General features: G+C 49.9%; 16 protein-coding genes. 3 read left to right on the forward strand and 13 right to left on the reverse strand.

Annotated elements, in window-relative coordinates; all coding sequences use genetic code 11:
• Nucleotides 1-67: 67 nt before the first annotated feature.
• From icmF to ABR335_RS01045, 6 genes are all read right to left on the reverse strand, one after another.
• Complete coding sequence (gene icmF / locus ABR335_RS01020; protein ID WP_350346412.1) at nucleotides 68-3322, reverse strand: fused isobutyryl-CoA mutase/GTPase IcmF; 3255 nt, start codon at nucleotides 3320-3322, stop codon at nucleotides 68-70.
• A gap of 85 nt (nucleotides 3323-3407) precedes the next feature.
• Nucleotides 3408-4043 carry a TetR/AcrR family transcriptional regulator gene (locus ABR335_RS01025; RefSeq protein WP_017550324.1) on the reverse strand — a complete coding sequence of 212 codons (636 nt, stop codon included), beginning with the start codon at nucleotides 4041-4043 and terminating at the stop codon, nucleotides 3408-3410.
• A 19-nt stretch (nucleotides 4044-4062) separates the two neighbouring features.
• A complete protein-coding gene (locus ABR335_RS01030; RefSeq protein ID WP_035183210.1) occupies nucleotides 4063-5205 on the reverse strand; it encodes an acyl-CoA dehydrogenase in 1143 nt (380 codons plus the stop codon).
• A gap of 33 nt (nucleotides 5206-5238) precedes the next feature.
• Complete coding sequence (locus ABR335_RS01035; protein WP_013860764.1) at nucleotides 5239-6375, reverse strand: acyl-CoA dehydrogenase; 1137 nt, start codon at nucleotides 6373-6375, stop codon at nucleotides 5239-5241.
• A gap of 41 nt (nucleotides 6376-6416) precedes the next feature.
• A complete protein-coding gene (locus ABR335_RS01040) occupies nucleotides 6417-7595 on the reverse strand; it encodes an acetyl-CoA C-acetyltransferase (protein ID WP_035183208.1) in 1179 nt (392 codons plus the stop codon).
• A 549-nt stretch (nucleotides 7596-8144) separates the two neighbouring features.
• A complete protein-coding gene (locus ABR335_RS01045; RefSeq protein WP_195854865.1) occupies nucleotides 8145-10262 on the reverse strand; it encodes a heterodisulfide reductase-related iron-sulfur binding cluster in 2118 nt (705 codons plus the stop codon).
• Nucleotides 10263-10500: 238 nt separating this feature from the next.
• Between ABR335_RS01045 and ABR335_RS01050 the strand changes: the two genes are divergently transcribed.
• Nucleotides 10501-11700, forward strand: coding sequence for a phospholipase D-like domain-containing protein (locus ABR335_RS01050; protein WP_035190066.1), 1200 nt, complete (start codon nucleotides 10501-10503; stop codon nucleotides 11698-11700).
• Between the two features lie 297 nt (nucleotides 11701-11997).
• Here ABR335_RS01050 and argS read toward each other — a convergent pair whose 3' ends face one another.
• From argS to speB, 3 genes are all read right to left on the reverse strand, one after another.
• Nucleotides 11998-13668 (reverse strand): arginine--tRNA ligase, encoded by a 1671-nt coding sequence (gene argS / locus ABR335_RS01055; RefSeq protein WP_168985771.1) that lies wholly within the window; start codon nucleotides 13666-13668, stop codon nucleotides 11998-12000.
• Nucleotides 13665-14105, reverse strand: a complete 441-nt coding sequence (locus ABR335_RS01060; RefSeq protein ID WP_168985772.1) for a DUF1934 domain-containing protein — start codon at nucleotides 14103-14105, stop codon at nucleotides 13665-13667. The genes argS and ABR335_RS01060 overlap by 4 nt, the downstream gene beginning before the upstream one ends.
• A 155-nt stretch (nucleotides 14106-14260) precedes the next feature.
• A complete protein-coding gene (speB, locus tag ABR335_RS01065; protein WP_168985773.1) occupies nucleotides 14261-15133 on the reverse strand; it encodes an agmatinase in 873 nt (290 codons plus the stop codon).
• A gap of 180 nt (nucleotides 15134-15313) precedes the next feature.
• Here speB and ABR335_RS01070 point away from each other — a divergent pair, with 180 nt between their 5' ends.
• A complete protein-coding gene (locus ABR335_RS01070) occupies nucleotides 15314-17365 on the forward strand; it encodes a transglycosylase domain-containing protein (RefSeq protein WP_350346413.1) in 2052 nt (683 codons plus the stop codon).
• 102 nt (nucleotides 17366-17467) lie between these two features.
• Here the strand turns inward: ABR335_RS01070 and ABR335_RS01075 are convergent, their stop codons facing one another.
• Nucleotides 17468-17980: a YwhD family protein gene (locus tag ABR335_RS01075; protein ID WP_350346414.1), complete on the reverse strand. Its 513-nt coding sequence runs from the start codon at nucleotides 17978-17980 to the stop codon at nucleotides 17468-17470.
• A 30-nt stretch (nucleotides 17981-18010) separates the two neighbouring features.
• On the reverse strand, nucleotides 18011-18673 hold the full coding sequence (locus ABR335_RS01080) for a site-2 protease family protein (protein WP_017550335.1): 663 nt from the start codon (nucleotides 18671-18673) through the stop codon (nucleotides 18011-18013).
• A 145-nt stretch (nucleotides 18674-18818) separates the two neighbouring features.
• Between ABR335_RS01080 and ABR335_RS01085 the strand changes: the two genes are divergently transcribed.
• Nucleotides 18819-19004: a 2-hydroxymuconate tautomerase gene (locus tag ABR335_RS01085; protein WP_035190072.1), complete on the forward strand. Its 186-nt coding sequence runs from the start codon at nucleotides 18819-18821 to the stop codon at nucleotides 19002-19004.
• A gap of 14 nt (nucleotides 19005-19018) precedes the next feature.
• On the opposite strand, the gene ABR335_RS01090 is transcribed toward ABR335_RS01085, so the two are convergent.
• Together ABR335_RS01090 and ABR335_RS01095 are read right to left on the reverse strand one after the other, a co-directional pair.
• On the reverse strand, nucleotides 19019-19537 hold the full coding sequence (locus tag ABR335_RS01090) for a YwgA family protein (protein WP_035190074.1): 519 nt from the start codon (nucleotides 19535-19537) through the stop codon (nucleotides 19019-19021).
• 17 nt (nucleotides 19538-19554) lie between these two features.
• Nucleotides 19555-20871 carry an HD domain-containing protein gene (locus tag ABR335_RS01095; RefSeq protein WP_350346415.1) on the reverse strand — a complete coding sequence of 439 codons (1317 nt, stop codon included), beginning with the start codon at nucleotides 20869-20871 and terminating at the stop codon, nucleotides 19555-19557.
• Between the last annotated feature and the right edge of the window lie 400 nt (nucleotides 20872-21271).

The raw sequence follows: 21271 nt of genomic DNA on the forward strand, positions 1-21271 counted from the left end.
AGCCCTTAGCTTATTCCGGCCAGAACATTTGCCTGTCGGATACGGGCAAGGCGGCGGGACTTTCTGTTCACATATTCCTTCTGTATTGCCCGCCAATTTGGTAGAGGGTGTTGGTGATTTGGCCGAGACTTGCGACTTTGACGGTTTCCATAAGCTCGGCGAAAATATTGCCTCCTGAAACCGCGGTTTGCTTTAATTTTTCCAGTGCGGTTTCCGCTTCTGCTTTGTGGCGGGCCTGGAAATCACGCAAATTTTTGATCTGCAAATCTTTTTCTTCCTTTGTTGCGCGTGCAAGCTGCATATTGTTCAGCTCGTCCTCGCTTTTCGGGTTTGGATTCAGGAAGGTGTTGACGCCGATAATCGGAAGGGCGCCGGAATGCTTTCTGACCTCATATTCCATGGACTCTTCCTGAATTTTCCCTCTCTGATACTGGGTCTCCATTGCGCCGAGTACCCCGCCGCGGTCATTGATACGCTCAAATTCCTCCAAAACGGCGGCTTCGACAAGGTCTGTCAGTTCTTCAATGATAAATGAACCTTGCAGCGGATTTTCATTTTTCGACAATCCGTGCTCTTTTGTAATAATCAGCTGAATCGCCATCGCGCGGCGCACCGATTTCTCGGTCGGTGTCGTAATCGCTTCATCATATGCATTGGTATGGAGCGAATTGCAATGATCCTGAAGGGCCATCAGCGCCTGCAGCGTCGTTCGGATATCATTGAAATCAATTTCCTGTGCATGGAGCGACCGGCCGGATGTCTGAATATGGTACTTCAGCTTCTGGCTCCGCTCATTCGCCCCGTATAAATCGCGCATCACAACCGCCCAGATTCTTCTTGCAACACGCCCGATCACCGTATATTCCGGATCAAGCCCGTTCGAGAAAAAGAATGAGAGGTTCGGGGCAAAGTCATCCACCTTCATGCCCCTTCCTAAATAATACTCCACATAGATGAAACCGTTTGCAAGTGTGAACGCAAGCTGTGAAATTGGATTGGCACCTGCTTCTGCGATATGGTATCCGGAAATCGAGACCGAATAATAATTGCGCACTTTATGGTCAATAAAATACTGTTGGATATCACCCATCATCCGGAGTGCAAATTCAGTTGAGAAAATGCATGTATTCTGGCCCTGGTCTTCTTTTAAAATATCCGCCTGCACGGTGCCCCTGACCGTCTGCAACGTTTTTTCGCGCACCTCCGTAAATTCCTCGACGGTTAAAACGCGCCCGAGCTCCGCTTCTTTCTTTTTCACCTGCTGGTCAATCGCCGTATTCATGAACATTGCCAGAATGACCGGCGCCGGGCCGTTAATCGTCATGGAAACAGAAGTCGAAGGCGCACAAAGGTCGAACCCTGCATACAGTTTTTTCATATCATCGAGCGTGCACACACTTACCCCTGACTCGCCGACTTTTCCGTAAATATCCGGGCGCTCATCCGGATCTTCGCCGTACAGCGTTACCGAGTCAAAAGCCGTGCTCAGCCGCTTTGCCGGATCATCTTTTGATAAATAATGGAAGCGTCGGTTTGTCCGTTCCGGTGTCCCTTCCCCCGCAAACTGCCGCTTCGGATCTTCTTCCTGTCGCTTAAACGGGAAAACGCCGGCCGTAAAAGGAAATGCCCCTGGCACATTTTCTTTATACAACCATTTTAAAATCTCGCCCTTGTCTTCCCAATCCGGCAGCGCCACTTCCGGGATCGGGAGCCCGGACAAGCTTGTTGTTCTGATCCTCGTTGTGATCTCTTTATTGCGGATTTTGACAGTGACCGTCTCCCCGCTGTATTTTTGCTTTACATCCGGCCAGCTTTTCAAAAGGGTTTTCGATTCTTCTGTCAGCCCTTTTTCCGCTTCCGTACGAAGCGCTTCAAGCGATGCGATCACATCCTCTGCTGCCCCGGACTCCTTTGCAGCCGTAATGGCGCCTTCCAGTTGAAACATTCTCCGTGCAAGAGAAGCCTGCGCTTCCGCCTTTTTATGGTACCGGCGGACGGTTTCTGCAATTTCCCGCAAGTAATGGCTGCGGCTTGCCGGAATGATGGTATGCCGGTTACCCGCTTCCAGTTTTTTCGAAAAAGACGGGCGAAAAGCCGTTCCGCTCTTTTCATTGATTTTTTCCATCAAGGCGCCATATAAGGCGTTCGTGCCCGGATCATGAAACTGGCTGGCAATCGTACCGTACACCGGCATCTCATCCAGGCTTTGGTCAAACAGCAGATGACTCCGCTGGTACTGCTTTTGCACCTGCTTTTTCGCATCCTCTGAACCTTTCCGCTCGAATTTGTTGATCACAATAAGGTCCGCATAATCGATCATATCAATTTTTTCAAGCTGGGAAGGCGCTCCGAATTCGCTCGTCATCACATACATGGCGACATCGGAAATATTCGTAATTTCGGCGTCTCCCTGGCCGATCCCGCTTGTTTCGATCAAAATTAAATCAAAGCCGGCAGCCTTTACAATCCGGATGGCGTCATGGATGGCAAGGGAAAGTTCGGAACGGGAGGCCCTCGTAGCCATGCTCCGCATAAAAACGTTCGGATGGAAAATTGCATTCATCCGGATCCTGTCGCCAAGCAATGCGCCCCCCGTTTTTTGCTTCGTCGGATCGACCGAAAGAACGGCAATTTTGCTTTCCGGATGGTCGTGCAAAAAACGGCGAATCAGTTCATCTGTCAAGGAGCTCTTTCCCGCTCCCCCGGTACCGGTTATGCCCACGACCGGCGCTTTCTTCACAGCCGACACCGCAGCTTCAAGGGCAGCGAGCGCTTCCTGATGGTTCAAATGGTTCTCGGCATAAGAAATCAGCCTGGCAACAGAACCGATCCGCCCTTCGCTTAAGCGCTCCACCTCTTTTACAAAATCCGCTTCCGTTACCGTCGGGTGGTCGCACTCCCGGAGCATGATATTGATCATCCCCTGAAGGCCGAGCTTTCTGCCGTCCTCCGGTGAAAAAATCCGCGCGATCCCGTAGTCATGCAGTTCTTTCATCTCACGCGGGATGATGACGCCTCCGCCCCCGCCGTAAATGCGGACCCCGGAGGCGCCGTTTTCCTGCAGCAAATCATACATATACTTGAAAAACTCAAGATGCCCTCCCTGATAGGAAGAAACGGCAATACCCTGGACATCTTCCTGAATCGCCGCCTGGACAATTTCTCGTGCCGAGCGGTTGTGGCCGAGATGGATGACTTCCGCGCCGCTTGCCTGCAAAATCCTCCGCATAATGTTGATGGAAGCATCGTGGCCGTCAAACAAACTGGACGCTGTGACAAAACGGACCGCATGTTTCGGGCGGTAAACCTCTGTTTCAGCCATCATATCCCCCTTGTCTTCATCAGGATTGGAACTTAAAACGCATGAATGAACCCCGGGATGGAAAAACGGAAATGGCGCCAAAAATTTATGCCATCATACCCCTTGTCTCAAGGCCGGAAAACAGCAAATGGGTTTGCAGACGGATATAATCCTCAATTGTAAACTTCTTTTTAAATGCCCAGCGGCGGAAAGCCCACATTTCACCCTGAACAAAAATATTGTGGGCGAGCATCTCCATCTCTTTTTCATCCAGATCAAGTTCGCCGTTTTCCGCGCATTTTCTGATCATTTTTTCAAATATGCCGACCATTTCCATTTCCTTTTTTAATACATATGGCAGTGCTTCTTTTGTCAGTGATTTTGCTTCCTGGTACATGACAAGTACTTCATCCTGCAGTTCGTCAACAATCCGGAAATAATGGGCAATCGCGAGTTTCAAACTTTCAAGCGTCCCCTGACCGGCATCAATGCGAATCAGCCTGTCGCGCACTTCATCATAAATCCGGTCGCACACCAAATAGAGGACATCCTCTTTTGCCCGGATATATTCATAAAGCGTCCCGATGCTAAAGCCGGATTTCTTGGCAATTTCCCTCGTTGTCGTCCGGTGGAACCCCTTTTCCTTAAAAAGCGCGACGGCGGCATTGATCATTTGGTTTCTGCGCTTTTCAATCAGCCTTTCATCCCTGACCGATGCCGGCACAAACTTTTTTTGGCTCACAAACGGCCTCCCCTCTCCGTCAGTCCTTTGTCAACATTCTTGAAATAACAAGCCGCTGGATTTCCTGCGTCCCTTCGTAAATTTGCGTAATTTTGGCATCGCGCATGAACCGCTCAACCGGATAATCTTTTGTATAGCCGTAGCCGCCAAAAATCTGCACGGCTTCCGTTGTGACTTTCATCGCCGTATCACCGGCAAACAGTTTGGACATGGCGGATTCTTTTCCGTACGGCAGCCCGTTTGATTCAAGCCAGGCCGCCTGGTACGTTAACAGCCTTGCCGCTTCGACTGCAGTGGCCATATCGGCAAGTTTGAAAGACACGCCCTGGTTCGCTGCGATCGGTTTGCCGAATTGTTTCCGCTCTTTCGCATAAGCTGTAGCCGCATCCAGTGCGCCTTGGGCAATGCCGACTGCCTGGGCCGCAATGCCGTTACGCCCGCCGTCCAGCGTCATCATCGCGATTTTAAATCCCTGTCCTTCTTCCCCGAGCCGGTTTTCTGCCGGGACCATGACATTGTCAAAAATGATTTCCGTTGTGGTAGAAGCCCGGATGCCCATTTTCTTTTCTTTTTTGCCGGTTGAAAACCCGGGAAAATCTTTTTCAATGATAAACGCGCTTGTACCATGGTGTTTGCTTTTCGGGTCGGTGAGGGCAAACACAATGTAAATATCCGCCACGCCGCCGTTTGTAATAAAAATTTTGGAGCCGTTTAAAACATAGTGGTCGCCTTCACGCCTGGCCGTTGTCACCATCGCGCCTGCATCGGAACCCGACCCCGGCTCCGTCAAGCCGTACGCACCGATTTTTTCCCCGCGGGCAAGCGGAACGAGATATTTCTGTTTTTGTTCTTCTGTGCCGAATTTAAACAGCGGCCAGCTGGCAAGGGAAGTATGTGCGGAAAGGGTCACGCCGGTTGAGGCGCACACACGCGACAGCTCTTCCACCGCAATGCAGTATGCCAGAAAATCGCTCCCGATCCCGCCGTACTGCTCCGGCCATGGAATCCCGGGCAGGCCGAGCGCCGCCATCCGGTCAAAGATGCTACGGTCAAACCGTTCGTTCTCATCGCGTTCCGCTGCTGTCGGTGCCACTTCCTTCACGGCAAAATCGCGTACCATTTTCCGGATCATTTCATGTTCTTCACTTAAACGAAAGTCCATTTTTCTGCCTCCAATTTTTTTATCCAAGACAACTTAAAGCCTTTTCTCCCGCAATAATTGATTGCTGATCACGATTCTTTGGATTTCACTTGTCCCTTCATAAATTTGCGTAATTTTCGCATCGCGCATGAACCGTTCAACCGGATAGTCTTTCGTGTATCCATATCCGCCGAAAATCTGAACGGCTTCAATCGCTGTATCAACAGCTGTTTGGGAAGCGAGCAGTTTGGCCATCGCCGCTTCTTTTTTGCAGCCCAGGCCGTTGCTCCGCAAAAAGGCTGACCGGTAGACAAGCAGTTTGCTGGCTTCGATGTTTGTTGCCATGTCGGCAAGTTTAAAACCGGTACCCTCAAATGCGTGGATGGGTTTTCCGAACTGGCGCCGGTTTTTTGCGTATTGAAGTGCCAGTTCATAGGCGCCTTCCGCAATCCCGAGGGCCTGTGCCGCGATCCCGATCCGGCCGGCATCCAGCACCGCCATTGCGATCTTAAACCCTTCCCCTTCTTCCCCCAGCCGGTTCTCAGCCGGAACCTGGAGATTTTCAAAGTGAAGCTGGACAGTTTTTGACCCGTGCAGCCCCATTTTTTTCTCATCCTTGCCGGTCCGGAAACCCGGCATGGTCTTTTCAATAATGAAAGCGGTGATGTTGCCGTCTTCCGTGCGGGCAAATACAATATACGTATCCGCCTCGCCGCCGTTTGTAATGAACATTTTTGAACCATTGAGCACATAATGCCCGCCCTGTTTTACCGCTTTTGTTTTTAAATTCTTCGCATCCGACCCCGCCTCGGCTTCCGTCAGGCAAAAAGCCCCCAGGTATTCCCCGCTTGCAAGCTTTGGCAAATATTTTTGTTTTTGCGCTTCACTTCCGAAATATAAAATCGGCGCGGTCCCGACGGATGAATGGACGGAAAGGATGACGCCAATGGTCGCGCTGGCTTTGGAAATTTCATGAACAGCTATAACGTATGCAGTAAAATCCAGCCCCGCACCGCCGTATGTTTCCGGAATGGTGATGCCCATCAGACCGAGGGTTGCCATTTTTCCAAGTATTTCACGCGGGAACATGCCGCGCTCCATGTCGCCCGTAGCCGGCAAAATTTCTTTTTCTGCAAAATCCCGTACGGTTTTTCTTAACAAAAGCTGTTCTTCCGTAAACTGAAAATCCATGATCAGGTCCCCTTTTTTGGGTGGTCATACACGTTGAAGTTTTATTGCACTTCAATCATGACGGCATCGCCCTGGCCGCCACCGGAGCAGATGGCTGCGATCCCGGTCCCGCCGCCGCGCCGTTTCAGTTCGTATGCAAGGGTTAAAATAATGCGCGTGCCGCTTGCACCGATCGGATGGCCTAACGCAACCGCGCCGCCGTTTACATTCACCTTATCCAAATCGAGCTGTGCGATTTTGCTGCTGGCAAGGGCCACAGCGGCAAATGCTTCATTGATTTCAAACAAATCAATGTCATCAAGCTTTCTTCCTGTTTTTTTCAGGATTTCGTTGATCACAAGCCCCGGCGTCTGCGGAAAATGCTGCGCTTCCACCGCCACTTCTGCATGCGCCACAATATTTGCGAGCGGTTTCAATCCTGCTTTTGCAGCCCGTTCAGCACTCATTAACACGAGTGCTGCTGCCCCGTCATTCACGCCTGGTGCATTGCCGGCCGTGATGGTCCCGTCTTTGTCAAAAGCAGGCGGCAGCTGGGACAGTTTTTCAAGCGTCGTATCCGCGCGCGGCGGCTCATCCTGTTCAACAAGCAGTGCAGGACCTTTTCTTTGCGGGATTTCTACCGGAACAATTTCTTCGGCAAACTTGCCGGAATGGATCGCTTCCAATGCTTTCTGGTGGCTTCTTAATGCCCAGCGGTCCTGAAAATCACGGGTCAGCCCAAACGTTTCTGCCGTACGGTTTCCGTATGTGCCCATATGGACGCCGGAAAATGCGCAGATGAGTCCGTCATGGGTCATCATGTCTTTCAGCTGGACATCGCCCATTTTCAATCCCCATCTCGCCTTAGGCAGGAAGTAAGGGGCGTTTGACATCGACTCCATCCCGCCGGCAACGATAACTTCCCCGTCTCCCGCGCGGATGATCTGGTCCGCCATGGTCACACTCCTCATACCGGAAGCACACACTTTGTTCACCGTTTCCGTTTTAACTTCCCACGGAATGCCAGCGTGCCTTGCCGCCTGCCGGGATGGGAGTTGCCCCTGGCCGCCCTGCAGGACATTCCCCATAATCACTTCATCTACTTCCCCGTTTTCAACGCCTGCTTTTTCCAATGCATGCCGGATCGCAATCCCGCCTAACGCGGACGCCGGAAGTGCAGCCAGTTTTCCCCCGAATTTCCCAAATGGCGTACGCGCCCCATCGATGATCACCGTGTTCAACCAACTTCTCCCCTTTTACAATGGATTTATGATAAGCGCCGGCCATTTGCGCGAACGCTAATCATCGTTCATTCATCGTTCCTTTGCCATTCGTTGCCAAACAGCAGTGAGCCTTGTCATGTTTTTGGTATGGGTAAAGAATGCCTCTGAATCGCGTAAATACGCAATCCCCTTTCTTTGACTTGCTCTTTTGCCATCCCTGCTAAATTTGCAGCGAACCTCCCGATGCTTTTAGGATGGAGGAAAAGCGCCTCCCAATCGAGCGAACGCTCAATCATCGTTTAATCATGGCCCTTTTGCCATTCGCTACTAAAAACAGCAGTAAAGTCTTGTTATACTGCGTGATTTATTTAAAAGCGCCAGCAATCTGCATGAACGCTTACATTCCTAACACCCTTTGTGATCTGCCGCAAAAAAGCGGCGGAGAACCAACCCAAACTTTTACATATCCCGTTCCCCGCCGTTTTTGCGCAGATGATTTGCCGGTTTAAAATCTACCATGAACTGTTTTTCCTGCCGCGCATCCCGTTTTGCGGCGGCATCACCCGCCTAAGATACTGCAGCCGTCTGCCCCGGCGCCCCGCAGACCGAACGTTCCAGAATTTCGGCGACATCCAAGGTTTTTACAGTGTCTTCCACTTCTTTCGCTTTTGTGCCATCAGAAAGCATTGTCAAGCAGTACGGGCATTCCGTGCTGATAACGGTCGGATTCACAGCAAGTGCCTGTTCCGTCCGCGCCACATTAATCCGGTGCCCGGTATCTTCTTCCGTCCACATTAATCCGCCGCCAGCCCCGCAGCACATCGCTGTTTCACGGTTCCGCTCCATTTCCACAAGCTTTACGCCCGGGATCATTTTTAAAATGTCACGCGGCTGGTTATAAATATCATTGTACCTGCCGAGGTAGCAGGAATCATGGAAGGTAACCGTTTCATTGACTTCGTATTTCGGCTTTAAGCGCCCTTCTTTCAGCAGCTCGTAAAGCACTTCGGTATGATGGTACACTTCCCCTTCAAAGCCAAAATCTTTATATTCTTTCTTAAATGTATTGTATGCATGCGGATCGATCGTCACGATTTTTTTCACGCCGTTCTTTTCAAACTCGGCGATGTTCTGACCGGCCAGTTCTTGGAATAAAAACTCATTGCCAAGCCTGCGTGCCGTGTCACCGGAGTTTTTCTCCTTGTTGCCGAGAATGGCGAATTTCACGCCCGCTTCATTCAGCAGTTTCGCAAACGACTGCGCGATTTTCTGGCTGCGGCTGTCGTAAGACCCCATTGATCCGACCCAGAATAAACATTCGAATTCCTCATCTGCTTTCTTCATTTCTTTGACCGTCTTGACCTCGATATCTTCGCGCCCTTCACGCCACGTTTCGCGCTCTTTCCGGTTCAGCCCCCAAGGATTGCCCTGGCGTTCGATATTTTGAATCGCCCGCTGTGCATCCGGCTTCATTTTTCCTTCCGTCAAAACGAGATAGCGCCGCAAATCGATGATCTTATCGACATGTTCGTTCATAACCGGGCACTGGTCTTCGCAATTCCGGCAAGTCGTGCATGCCCAGATCTCTTCTTCTGTTATGACATCGCCGATCAGGCTCGGGTTATAATCGAGCGCTGCAGCTGCCTCTTCCGCCCCGCGACTTACACTTTCCCGGGCGAGCCTATTTCCTGTCGTGTTGGCAAAAGCAAACGCCGGAACCCACGGTGCTTTAGACGTAACGGCCGCGCCGTAGTTGGTCAAATGGTCCCTTAATTTAATGATCAAGTCCATCGGTGAAAGCATTTTTCCTGTTCCGGTTGCCGGGCACATATTCGTGCAGCGGCCGCATTCCACACAGGCGTAAAGATCGACAAGCTGAAGCTGCGTGAAGTCCTCGATTTTGCCGACGCCAAAACTTTCCTGCGATTCGTCTTCAAAATCGATCGGCCGTAATTTCCCGGTATCCCCGAGCCGGTTCAGATACACATTCGCAGGCCCTGCAATCAAATGGGCATGCTTCGACTGCGGGATATAGACAAGGAAAGTAAGCAGCAGCAATAGATGGATCCACCATGCGACGTAAAACACAACAGCCGCTGCAGTTGGTCCAATCCAATGAAAGGCCGCTGCAATCCCGGCTGCCACCGGTTCCGTCCATGACGGCTCCTCAAAGTGCCAAATAATTTCCATGCCGCCCCCGACCAGAACAGAAACCATTAGCCCGCCGATAAAGATGAGCACAAGCCCCGCTTTAAAATCTCGTTTTAAGCGGACGAGCTTCTCAATGTAGCGGCGGTAAAACGCCCAGCCGACCGCAAATAAAATGACGAGCGTAACGATTTCCTGAAAGAAAGTAAATCCGGGGTAAAGCGGCCCGAGCGGCAAGTGCGAACCCGGCGCAAGCCCCTTCCATATGAAATCGATCGCGCCGAACTGGACGAGAATAAACCCGTAAAACATCATCACATGGATGGCGCCGCTCTTTTTATCCTTAAGCAGTTTTTTCTGTCCGAAAACGTATACCCATATTTTTTTGAGCCGCGCCTTGACATTGTTGTCGAATTCCTGTTTTTTCCCCAATTTGATATACTGGATCCTTGTCCTTACCAAATACGCAAAAAGGCCAATGCCGTAAGCGGTTACAGACAGAAACAACAACCAGTTTAACCATAATAAGATGTGCATTTTTCTCCCGACGCTCCCTTCGTTCATTCGTGCTCGCACAAAAAAGCAGGTAATTTTCCGAATCTTGCTTACCTATATTATATAATGAATGAGCATTCAGTCAATCCTTTTTTCTTTATTTTTTTGAATTTCTTTGTGCCTGTTTCCGGCTTTTGTAAGTAGAATCGGCCGCATTTGGGGAAGAATAAAGACATGGACTCGGCCACGGAAAAAATCGATTGAAGCGGGGAAAAAAGATATGATTTTGCTCTTATTCCTTTCTGCCGTCATAGTACTCATCATCTGGCTTTTCACCGATTACACGCTTGGAAAAAGGCATTTCCGCAAAACTCGCAAACAGCGCCAATATCCCGTACGGCACGGAGATTTTACTGTTTTTACATGCGGAGAAAATCTGTTTCCCCACTACTTTTCCGATATCCTGCATGCCAAAAAAAGCATATACGTCCTGTTTTATATTGTAAAAAATGATGAAATCAGCCGTGAATTTTTCAGCCTGCTCGCAAAAAAAGCGCGTGAAGGGAAAGAAGTAAAAGTATTGCTCGATTGGGCGGGTAGCCGGAAGGTCACAAAACAGATGATTGCCCAGCTGAAAAATGCTGGCGCCTCGTTTGCCTTCAGCAACCGGCCGAAATTCCCTTTTTTCTTTTACACGCTCCAGCAGCGGAACCACCGGAAAATAACCGTCATTGATGGGGAGACAGGCTATCTTGGCGGTTTCAATGTAGGAAAGGATTATATCGATGGCAACAAGTCGCTTTCTCCTTGGCGAGATTACCATTTCCGCTTAACCGGCGGAAGTATCCGCGACTTGCAGCAGGAATTTATCAGAAACTGGGAAACGGCTACAGGCGAAAAAATGCCATTTGAAACGCCAATCTCTCCCGAGGAGGAGAAAAGCGGATGCCGCCACCGGATCATCCCGACTGCGGGCGATGAGCTTGAACGCCTGGTTTGCAGCCTGATTGAGGAAGCCCGCGAATCGATTTTTATCGGTTCCCCCTACTTTATCCCGACTCCGGCCATCCACAAAAAACTGGTACAGGCTTTAGCGCGCGGCGTAAACGTTACAGTGCTCGTCCCAGATAAAGCGGACCATCCGCTTGTCAAAGAGGCCGCAAGCCGCTATTTCCGGCAGCTGCTTGATAATGGCGCAGACATTCATTTGTTCAAGCCCGGATTTTATCATGCGAAAATTATGATCATGGACCAGACGATTTGCGATATCGGAACGGCTAATTTTGACCGGCGCAGTGTCCGTTTAAACTTTGAAGTCAACTGTCTTGTATACGACAACGCGTTTATCCAAAAAATGTGTGCGATCGTAAAAGAAGATATGTGCCACGCTGTCCCGCTTACAGCAGACGACCTGAACCGCCCCGGATTGGCAACGAGGCTGGCTGAATGGGGTGTGAGGGCAATTGAAGGATTTTTGTGATAAAAGACCGGCTCTGGGTCAGTCGGCGCGATCAAAAAAAATTGCTCCCTGAAGACTGGGGCACTGCCAGGCACATTAGGTGGTTAACAGCTAAACCAACGTTTTGGCCGTCCTTGAATAACATCTTGCAGGGCTGTATCACATGCCCTTTAAAAGCTGTCACGGAACCTCAGGCACGTAACTGCACGTCATCTTGCTATTTGCATTCCATTTTGCTTTCCTTAAACCCAATAAACCATTGCGCATCAAAAAAAGCCGCCCCCTAAACCCATAAATGGATGGGGACGGCTTTTTTCTTTACATTTTTTCCGGTGCGGAAACGCCGATTAGCTGGAGCGCATTTTTCAGCGTTATTTGCACGGCCTTCACGAGGGCAAGGCGCGCTTTGGTGGCGTCCGCATGCGCCGGTTCAATCACTTTCACAGCATTGTAAAAGCTGTGGAAGTTGGCGGCAAGTTCGTTAATATAATTTGTAATGCGGTGCGGGATCCGCTTTTCGGCCGCATCAGCAATCACCTGCGGGAATTCTCCGAGCTTTTTCAGGACATCCGTTTCCTTTTCAGACCGGATCACGGAAAAATCGGCGCCTGTATCCGGCACAAACCCTTTTTCTTCCGCCTGGCGCAAAATACTGCAAATACGGGCATGGGCATATTGCGCATAGTAAACCGGGTTTTCATTGGACTCTGAAACGGCAAGATCAAGGTCAAAGTCCAAATGCGTATCCGAACTTCTCATCGCAAAGAAGTACCGGGTTGCATCAAGCCCGACTTCGTCAATGAGTTCACGCATCGTGACCGCTTTCCCAGTCCGCTTGCTCATTTTCATTTTTTCGCCGTTTTTATACAAGTGAACAAGCTGGATGATCTCCACTTCAAGATTGCCGCTGTTATAGCCGAGCGCTTCCATTGCCGCTTTCATCCGCGGGATATAGCCGTGGTGGTCAGCGCCCCAAATATTAATCACCGTATCGAAGCCGCGGTCAAATTTGTCTTTATGGTAAGCAATATCCGGGGTCAAGTACGTGTAAGTCCCATCGTTTTTGATGAGCACGCGGTCTTTGTCGTCGCCGAAAGCCGTCGAGCGGAACCACGTTGCCCCGTCCTTTTCATAAATATGGCCTTTTTCGCGCATCAGTGTCAGCATTTCGTCAACTTTTCCGCTCTTATAAAGAGACGTTTCCGAATACCAGACATCAAAACGAACGCGGAAGTCTTCAAGGTCTTTTTTCAGTTTCGCCATCTCGTAATCGAGGCCGTACTGGCGGAAAAATTCGTAGCGCGTTTTTTCATCCGCGTCCACAAATTTCCGGCCGTATTCATCGGCAAGTTTTTTTCCAAGGTCAATAATATCCTGGCCGTAATAGCCATCTGCCGGCATTTCCTTTTCCATCCCGAGCGCCTGGAAGTAGCGCGCTTCGACTGACAAGGCCAGATTGTGGATCTGGTTGCCGGCATCGTTAATATAGTATTCACGGGTCACCTCATACCCTGCTTTTTCAAGAATATTGCACAGTGAATCCCCGACAGCGGCGCCGCGCGCATGTCCGAGGTGAAGATCACCGGTCGGGTTCGCCGATACGAATTCAACCTGGATTTTTTTGCCCCTGCCGGCATCTGAACGGCCGTAATCCGCACCATCATGAAGGATAGAAGGGATCAGCCGGGTCAAATACGTATTGTCCAAATAAAAATTAATAAAGCCGGGGCCTGCGATTTCCACTTTTTCAATCAACGTTTTCGATTTGTCGATATGTTCGACAATCGCTTCCGCAATCTGGCGCGGCGCTTTTTTTGCCGCACGCGCAAGCTGCATTGCAATGTTTGCGGCATAATCGCCGTGTGCTTTTTCTTTTGGCTTTTCCAGCACAATAGCCGGAATATCCGCTTCCGCAACCAAGCCGGTCTTCATCACCGCTTCTTTGATTTCCGTTTTCAGCGTTTCCTGCATTTGTTCCGCAATGTTCATTTTGCTGCTTGTACCTCCTCATAATGGATCTTCATTTTATATGTACCGACCGAACCCCCATGCATATAAAGCCTGTATCCGAGGGAAAGCTGCCCAGAAAGCGGGCCTGTGCGCGTGTGCACAATCTCATCTGCCGCCGCTTCAATCGGGAATTGGCCATAGCCGTTTTCGTAAGTCCCCGGGCGCCTTGTCCCGGCACGCAAATCAAGCCGCATGGAGACCGCACCGCTTCTCAATACAAGCGCCCTTCCGCTTGCCACTTTGACAACCGTGTGAATTTTTCCGGCTTCCTGCATTTCCTCGTACTTTAAATAGGCCGAACCGGCTCTTTCATAATAATGGCCGAACAAAACCAGTTCGATCTTTTCCGCTTCTTCCTGGAAAATCTCCGTGGTCATATGTATTTTTACAGGGCAAGAAACGGTTTCCCCCGCCATTTTCCCACATCCTTTATTTCATCCATTATAACCCTTCCGGCGGAAAAATAATATGGTAACTCTCCTCATTTTATCATATATAATGGAGCTGCTATCCCGCAAGCTTAACTTTAAAAACCCGGCACCCGCCCCCGCAGCCGGTGCCGGGTTTTCCGTTACTTCACCCAGCCGAGCATCATTTCGCGCACGAGCTTGCTAGCCGTATTGGCTGTTTGCTCGGAATGATCATATACAGGTGCCACTTCAACAATGTCACAACCAATGACATTCACGCCGGAACGGGCAATCGCATGAATCGATGCCAGCAGTTCTTTTGAGGTGATCCCGCCGGCATCCACCGTCCCTGTCCCCGGCGCAAAAGCGGGATCGAGCACATCAATATCGACCGTCACATACACATGGCGGCCGGAAAGCGCCGGCAACACTTTTTTGAGCGGCTCAAGCACTTCAAACTTTGCGATATGCATGCCGTTTCTTTCCGCCCATTCAAATTCCTCTTTTAAGCCGGACCGGATACCGAATGAATACACATTCGCGGGCCCGATCAACTCCGCCGTTTTCCGGATCGGCGTAGCATGCGAAAGCGGCTCGCCTTCATAATCCGTGCGCAAATCGGTATGGGCATCAAAATGAATGGCAGCGAGATCCGGGTATTTTTTGTAAACGGCGCGGATCACCGGCCATGTCACCAAATGCTCGCCGCCAAGGCCGAACGGAAATTTCCCGTCGTCGAGCAATGTCCCGACATAATTTTCAATCATATCAAGGCTTTTTTGCGGATTGCCGAACGGCAGCGGCATATCTCCGGCATCAAAATAGCTGATTTCAGCAAGTTCCCGGTCAAGATACGGGCTGTATTCTTCGAGCCCGATTGAAACTTCCCGGATGCGCCCCGGGCCGAACCGTGAACCCGGGCGGTAGCTGACTGTCCAGTCCATCGGCATGCCGTAAAGCACTACCCGGCTTTTTTCATAATCCGGGCTTGCCCCGATAAAAACATGGCCTGAATAAGCTTCGTCAAATCTCATCTTTTTCTCCTCTTTTTCACAATTTCGGACACATGGAAAAAGTATAGTGAAATTCCGAAAAAAAGCAAGAATCTTTTTACAGCGGGCCACCCTTCCCATCATCCTTTTTTCGGTTCCAGTGTTTAAAATTTCCTCTCTTACTAAATACTAAGGAAATAAGGAGAAAAAGAGGTGCGGATGATGGAGACACAGACAACACCAAAGATCCGGAAAGCCAAATGGGGCCTGCGCCTGATGCTGTTTGCCCTGATTACTTTCGCCATCCTGCTGTCTGCCTTAACGGCAGCTGTCTATCTGTATGCAAAAATTCTCGGTCCGCCGCCGCTGTCCGTGCCGCAATCAACGTTGTATTATGCACAAAACGGCAAACAAATCGGCGAGTCGAACAGCGGCCAGCAAAGATACTGGGTGCCGCTTGACGGCATCTCCGAAAACGCTATTGACGCGACCATTTCAATCGAAGACCGCAACTTTTACCATCACCACGGTTTTGATTACCGGCGCATGGCCGGGGCGGTCGCTGCCGATATGAAAGCAATGGGAAAGGTGCAGGGTGCAAGCACCATTACCCAGCAATACGCCCGCAACTTGTTTTTAACGCTCGATAAAACCTGGGAAAGAAAATTAAAGGAAGCGTTCTACACGATCCGGCTCGAGTCCAGCTACAGTAAAGACCGGATTCTGGAAGGCTATTTAAATACAATCAATTACGGACATGGAAAATACGGGATTGAAGCCGCAAGCCGGTACTATTTCGGAAAAAGCGCCAAACAGCTGACACTTGCCGAAGCCGCCATGCTTGCCGGAATTCCGAACGGCCCAGGAGTCTACTCCCCTGTCATTTCGCCGGAAAAAGCGAAAAAACGGCAGCTTGCTGTTTTGCAATCGATGGTGAAAAACGGCTATATTACAAAAAAACAAGCAACAGTAGCCGCCAATGAAACAATAAAAATCGTGCAAAAAGCGGATCCGGATACAAACCGGATTGCCCCTTATTTCCAGGACCTTGTGAAAAAGCAATTGAAAACAAAACTCGGGTTTGATGACCGCACGATTGCGCTCGGGGGATTAAAAGTGTATACCACCCTTGATGTGAAGCAGCAAAAGATTGCCGAAGAAACCGTGAAGGAAATCATCCCGGCATCTTCGCAAATCCAGCTCGGTTTTGCGGCAATCAACCCGAAAAACGGCTTTGTGACGGCACTTACCGGGGGGCGTGACTATGCGGAAAGTTCCTTTAACCGCGCTACACAGGCAACGCGCCAGCCCGGTTCCACAATGAAGCCGCTCCTTTATTATGCTGCACTGAACCACGGATTTACGCCGGCAACGATGCTCAAAAGCGAACCAACCGTTTTCCGGCCGGGCGGATCTTCATACAGGCCGCATAATTTCAACAGCCAGTATGCCAATAGGGACATTACGATGATGCAGGCACTCGCCGTTTCAGATAATATTTACGCCGTCAAAACCCATTTGCTGCTCGGACAGGATGTGCTCGTCCAAACCGCAAAACAATTCGGCCTTACAACCCCGATGGAAAAAGTGCCGTCACTTGCGCTCGGCACATCCGGAGTGCACCTGCTCGATATGGTGAACGCCTACAGCCTGCTTGCAAACGGCGGCACTCAAAACGGGCCTGTTTTCATCACAAAAGTGGAAGATTATAAAGGCCGCGTCCTGTATGCATACGACAAACACGAGAAAAAACGAGTGCTGGATAAAGCGGCGGCGTTTGTCACCTCGCAAATGATGACCGGTATGTTTGACAAGCGCCTGAACGGCTATGCTCGTGTCACCGGCGCCTCCATTGTCAAAAGCCTCACCCGCCCGTATGCCGGCAAATCCGGCTCCACCAACACGGACAGTTGGATGCTCGGGTTTTCGCCCCAGCTCGTGTCAGGCGTTTGGGTCGGATACGACAACGGGCAGGAAATCACGTTGGCCGCCGACAAAATGTACGCCAAAAAAATATGGGCCCGGTTTATGGAAAAAGCACTTGCCGGGCGCCCTGCCGCGGAGTTTAAGCCGCCCAAAGGCGTAACCGGCGTTGAAATCGATCCTGAAACCGGGAAAATTGCAACCGAAAACTGCCCGGTGGCAAGGCTGACATACTTTATATCCGGTACCGAACCGGCCGAGCCCTGCAGCAAACATCCCGCAGCAGGAGAAAATGAGTTGTATCCGAAAAAGCACCGTAACTGGCTTGAAAAACTGTTCCCGTTTTTTTAAAAACAGCAAAAAGAAAGGCCTGGCCGCTTTGCGGTCAAGCCTTTCCTGCTCTTTCAATCCATCTTGAAATTTCGGCCGGTTCCTCGCACAAAATGTGCGGGGTCAGGGCTTTAATGCTTCTTTCAATTCATCGCTGGATAAATCCCACATCTCGCTGCTGTGGCCTTTTAAGAAATCCGCCAGCACCTTCTTGGACCGGTCATCCATATGGTCTACAATGATATGGCCCTTCATCGACTTGTCGAGGCGGTTGACATGCTCCGGCAGCGATTTGTAGCCGCGACGTTTTTCCTTGTTGACCACCATTTCGCAGGCTGTCACCCCGTGATAATAAGGGCCGTTTTCGCCGCGTTCAATTGTCACCCACACAAGCCAGTACGGTTTTGCCCCCTCTTCCGGGACTTCCGAACGGTCGGGAGAAAATCTCACCCGCTTTTCCACGGCGCTCCTTGCATGCATCGCCCCAATATCGACAACCGCCGTACCTTCATTGACATCAATGATCACCGGCGAGACATTTTCAAGGTTTAGCGCCCCGGTGCCAAAACTTTTATGGCCGTCGGTCGGCGCATTTTTAATAATATTAAATTCCGCTTTTTTCTTTTTTTCAGCCATCTTGCACATCCCCTTTCTCTCAATGGCAGTCTATCCGAATACGGAAACAATCGACTGGAATCCCTTCATAATCGACGGGACCGCACTGTTAATCAGCGGCGAGATCGTATACCGGCCAAGCGGCGTGATAAGCAGGACCAGAAATACAACGATGCTGTACTGCTCGTACTGCATCAGTTTTGCCCGTACCCCCGGCGAAACCAAATCTTCTATGATCCGGTACCCGTCCAGCGGCGGAAGCGGAATTAAATTGAAAATAAACAATACGAGATTCAGCCAGACAAAATAATTGAAAAAGGAAAGGACAAACCATGGCAGGCCTGCGCCAAGCCCGGTTGCCACGAGCACATAAAAAATGATTTCCCCGATAAACGCCATCAAAAAATTGCTGGCAGGGCCCGCAAAGGATACCGTCACCCCTGCCAGGCGCGGATTTTTGAAATGGTAGCGGTTTACCGGGACAGGGCGCGCCCAGCCGAAGCCGGCGACAAAAATAAGCAGCGCGCCGAGCGGGTCAATATGCTGCGCCGGGTTCAATGTCAGCCGCCCCTCGCGTTTAGCAGTCGGGTCGCCGCACAGATAAGCCGTATAAGCATGGGAAAATTCATGGACGGTAAAAGCAATGATCAACACCGCCGCGACAATCGGGATATCCCTCAACGGATATGCCAAAAACTGTTGTAATTGTTCCACGTACCGGTCTCCTTTAAAAACAATATATTGACTATAGTATACAAAATTTTCATTCGGTATTCACTTGTTTTAAAAGTGCCACTTGCAGGCGGGCAAAAAAGACTTTACAATTTTTATGAAATCATCTAAAAGGAGATGCACCCGCATGCCATATGTAACCGTCAAAATGCTGGAAGGCCGTACAGACGAACAAAAGAAAGCGCTGGTCGAAAAAGTAACGGCCGCGGTCAGCGAAACCGTAGGCGCCCCAAAAGAAAACATTACCGTGTTCATTGAAGAAATGTCAAAAAACCATTATGCCATAGGCGGCGTCCGCAAAAGCGACGAATAGGGGCGGAAAAATCGCTATGCCTGCTGGACAGGGCTAGCGATTTTTTTCAATTTTTCTATGTAATCGTACGCCTCGTTGATTTCTTCCTCCGTATAACGCTGCTTCGCCTTTAATGTAAAGATTTTCTCCTTTACTTCCTCTTTCGGAAGCATATCAAAATACATGACGGTTGAAACAAGCTCAAGGAAGCGTGCATTTTGCCCATTCATTTCTGCCAGGCACGCATCCAGCCCCGACAGATCCGGTTCGTACATTTCCAGAAATTCCCGGCCCTCGTCTGTCACCGTATACCGATATTGGACATATCCGCCTTTTTTCTCTTTTACTTCGTTTACAAACCCGAGGTTGGTCAGCTCCTCTACTTTGAGCGTCAACTCTTCAGAATACGGGCCGTAAAAGTGGAACTCAAATTTTTCCTGGAAAGGGAAGGATAATTTTTTCGCAATATAAATCATTTTTTGCAGCTTTTTACGCCCGACAATTTCTCCGCTTATGGCAAGCGCACCCATAATTTTTACATGATCTTCTAACACAAACCATTCACTCCTGACTAAATTTCCGAACTCCGGGGCAATTTCAGCAAAGCGGCAATTTCCCTTTTCTTTTCCCCGTGTGTCGTTTCGTCTTCGATCAAATCAAGCGGAAAATACAATTTATGATCCGTCCTTCTTTTCCCCGAAATCGCGTCCACAATATCCGATTCCCTTGATAATTCTTTCAGGTCACCGTTTCGCATCAGCAAATTGATCGGCAGCCGTTCCCCTTCCTCGCCCGGCCGGTAAAAATCGTACGGAAGATCTGAGGACGAATCAATGACTAAATAATAGTTCGGGTCGATCCCGGCTTCTGCAAAAAGCTTTTCAAGCCGGCTGTGCACCTTAAATTCTTTTGCCGGGTCAAACTCAATGTATTTAAACAGATTCCGGTTTACAAAGCGGGCGCAAAGATCCCGCAAAACCGGGTCATCTTCTTCCTGCCAAACTTCAATATAATACAGCATGATGTGCTCATCCAGCTTTAAATAATCTCGCAGGGTAAGCCTGCCTTCAAAAAGCGATTGGAAATGGCTGGGCCCGTGTTTGAACGGATAACGGGCATCGTACAACGTTTTCGCGCGCTGCAAAATTTTTGTTAAAATCACTTCCGCACTTCTTGTCACCGGGTGGAAATACACTTGCCAGTACATTTGGTAACGGCTTAAAATGTAATCTTCGACCGCATGCATGCCGCTATATTTAAAAACGGCCTGGTCTTCATGCGGGCGCATGACGCGGAGCAGCCGTTCAATGTCAAAATGGCCGTAGCTTACCCCTGTATAGTACGCATCGCGCAGCAAATAATCCATCCGGTCCGCATCAAGCTGGCTTGAAATCAGGCTGACCACCAGCTTGTTTTCTGAAGTTTTCGCAATCACTTCCGCCACTTTTTTCGGGAAATTTCTGCCGACCCGCCGCAATACTTCATTGACTTCCGTCTCCCCGAGGATGATTTGCCTTGTAAACTCCTCATGGTCCATACCGAACACTTTTTCAAACGAATGGGAAAACGGGCCGTGGCCAAGATCGTGCAAAAGCGCAGCGCAAAGCGACAGCAGCCTGTCCTTTCCGTTCCAGTTCACCCGGTCTTTAAAAACATCATCTGTAATTCTCCTGACAATTTCATAGACGCCGAGCGAGTGGCTGAAACGGCTGTGTTCCGCCCCGTGGAAAGTCAGGTAAGTCGTGCCGAGCTGCCGGATCCGGCGCAAACGCTGGAACTCTTTTGTTCCGATCAAGTCCCAGATCACCCGGTCACGCACATGGACATAGCGGTGGACAGGGTCTTTAAACACTTTTTCCTCACTGAGCTTAAGTTTGGCGTATTCCATGCTTTACCCTCTTCCTGATGTCGTAATTCTATTATACCGGGACAGGCCGGAGAAAAAAAGCTTGTAATATGCGGATAGGCAGCCTTTAAAATGTGGAGGTCGATTGACAAGTTTATTTTTTCCGAAAAAAAAACCAATAAAAGGGCGCATCTGCGAAAATACGGGACTCCGCACGTTGAACCAGGTATCAACGGCTGCATTAAAAGGGCGTATCGATGAAAATGCGGGATGCTGCCCTTTCTATCTGTTGCATCAGGCTGCAATTGCTGCATTTTTTAAAACCTTTGCATTTAAAGCCGTCAGAATCCTCGCCTAGGCAATCTTAATGGGCTTTTTGGCTTCCCGTATGTGCCCCCCAACTGTGTTGCTACAAGCAAAAATCCGTTTGTGCGCTAAAATT

Origin of the sequence: Heyndrickxia faecalis, assembly GCF_040267745.1 — a bacterium.
In the GTDB taxonomy this organism is placed as follows: Bacteria; Bacillota; Bacilli; order Bacillales; family Bacillaceae_C; genus Weizmannia; species Weizmannia faecalis.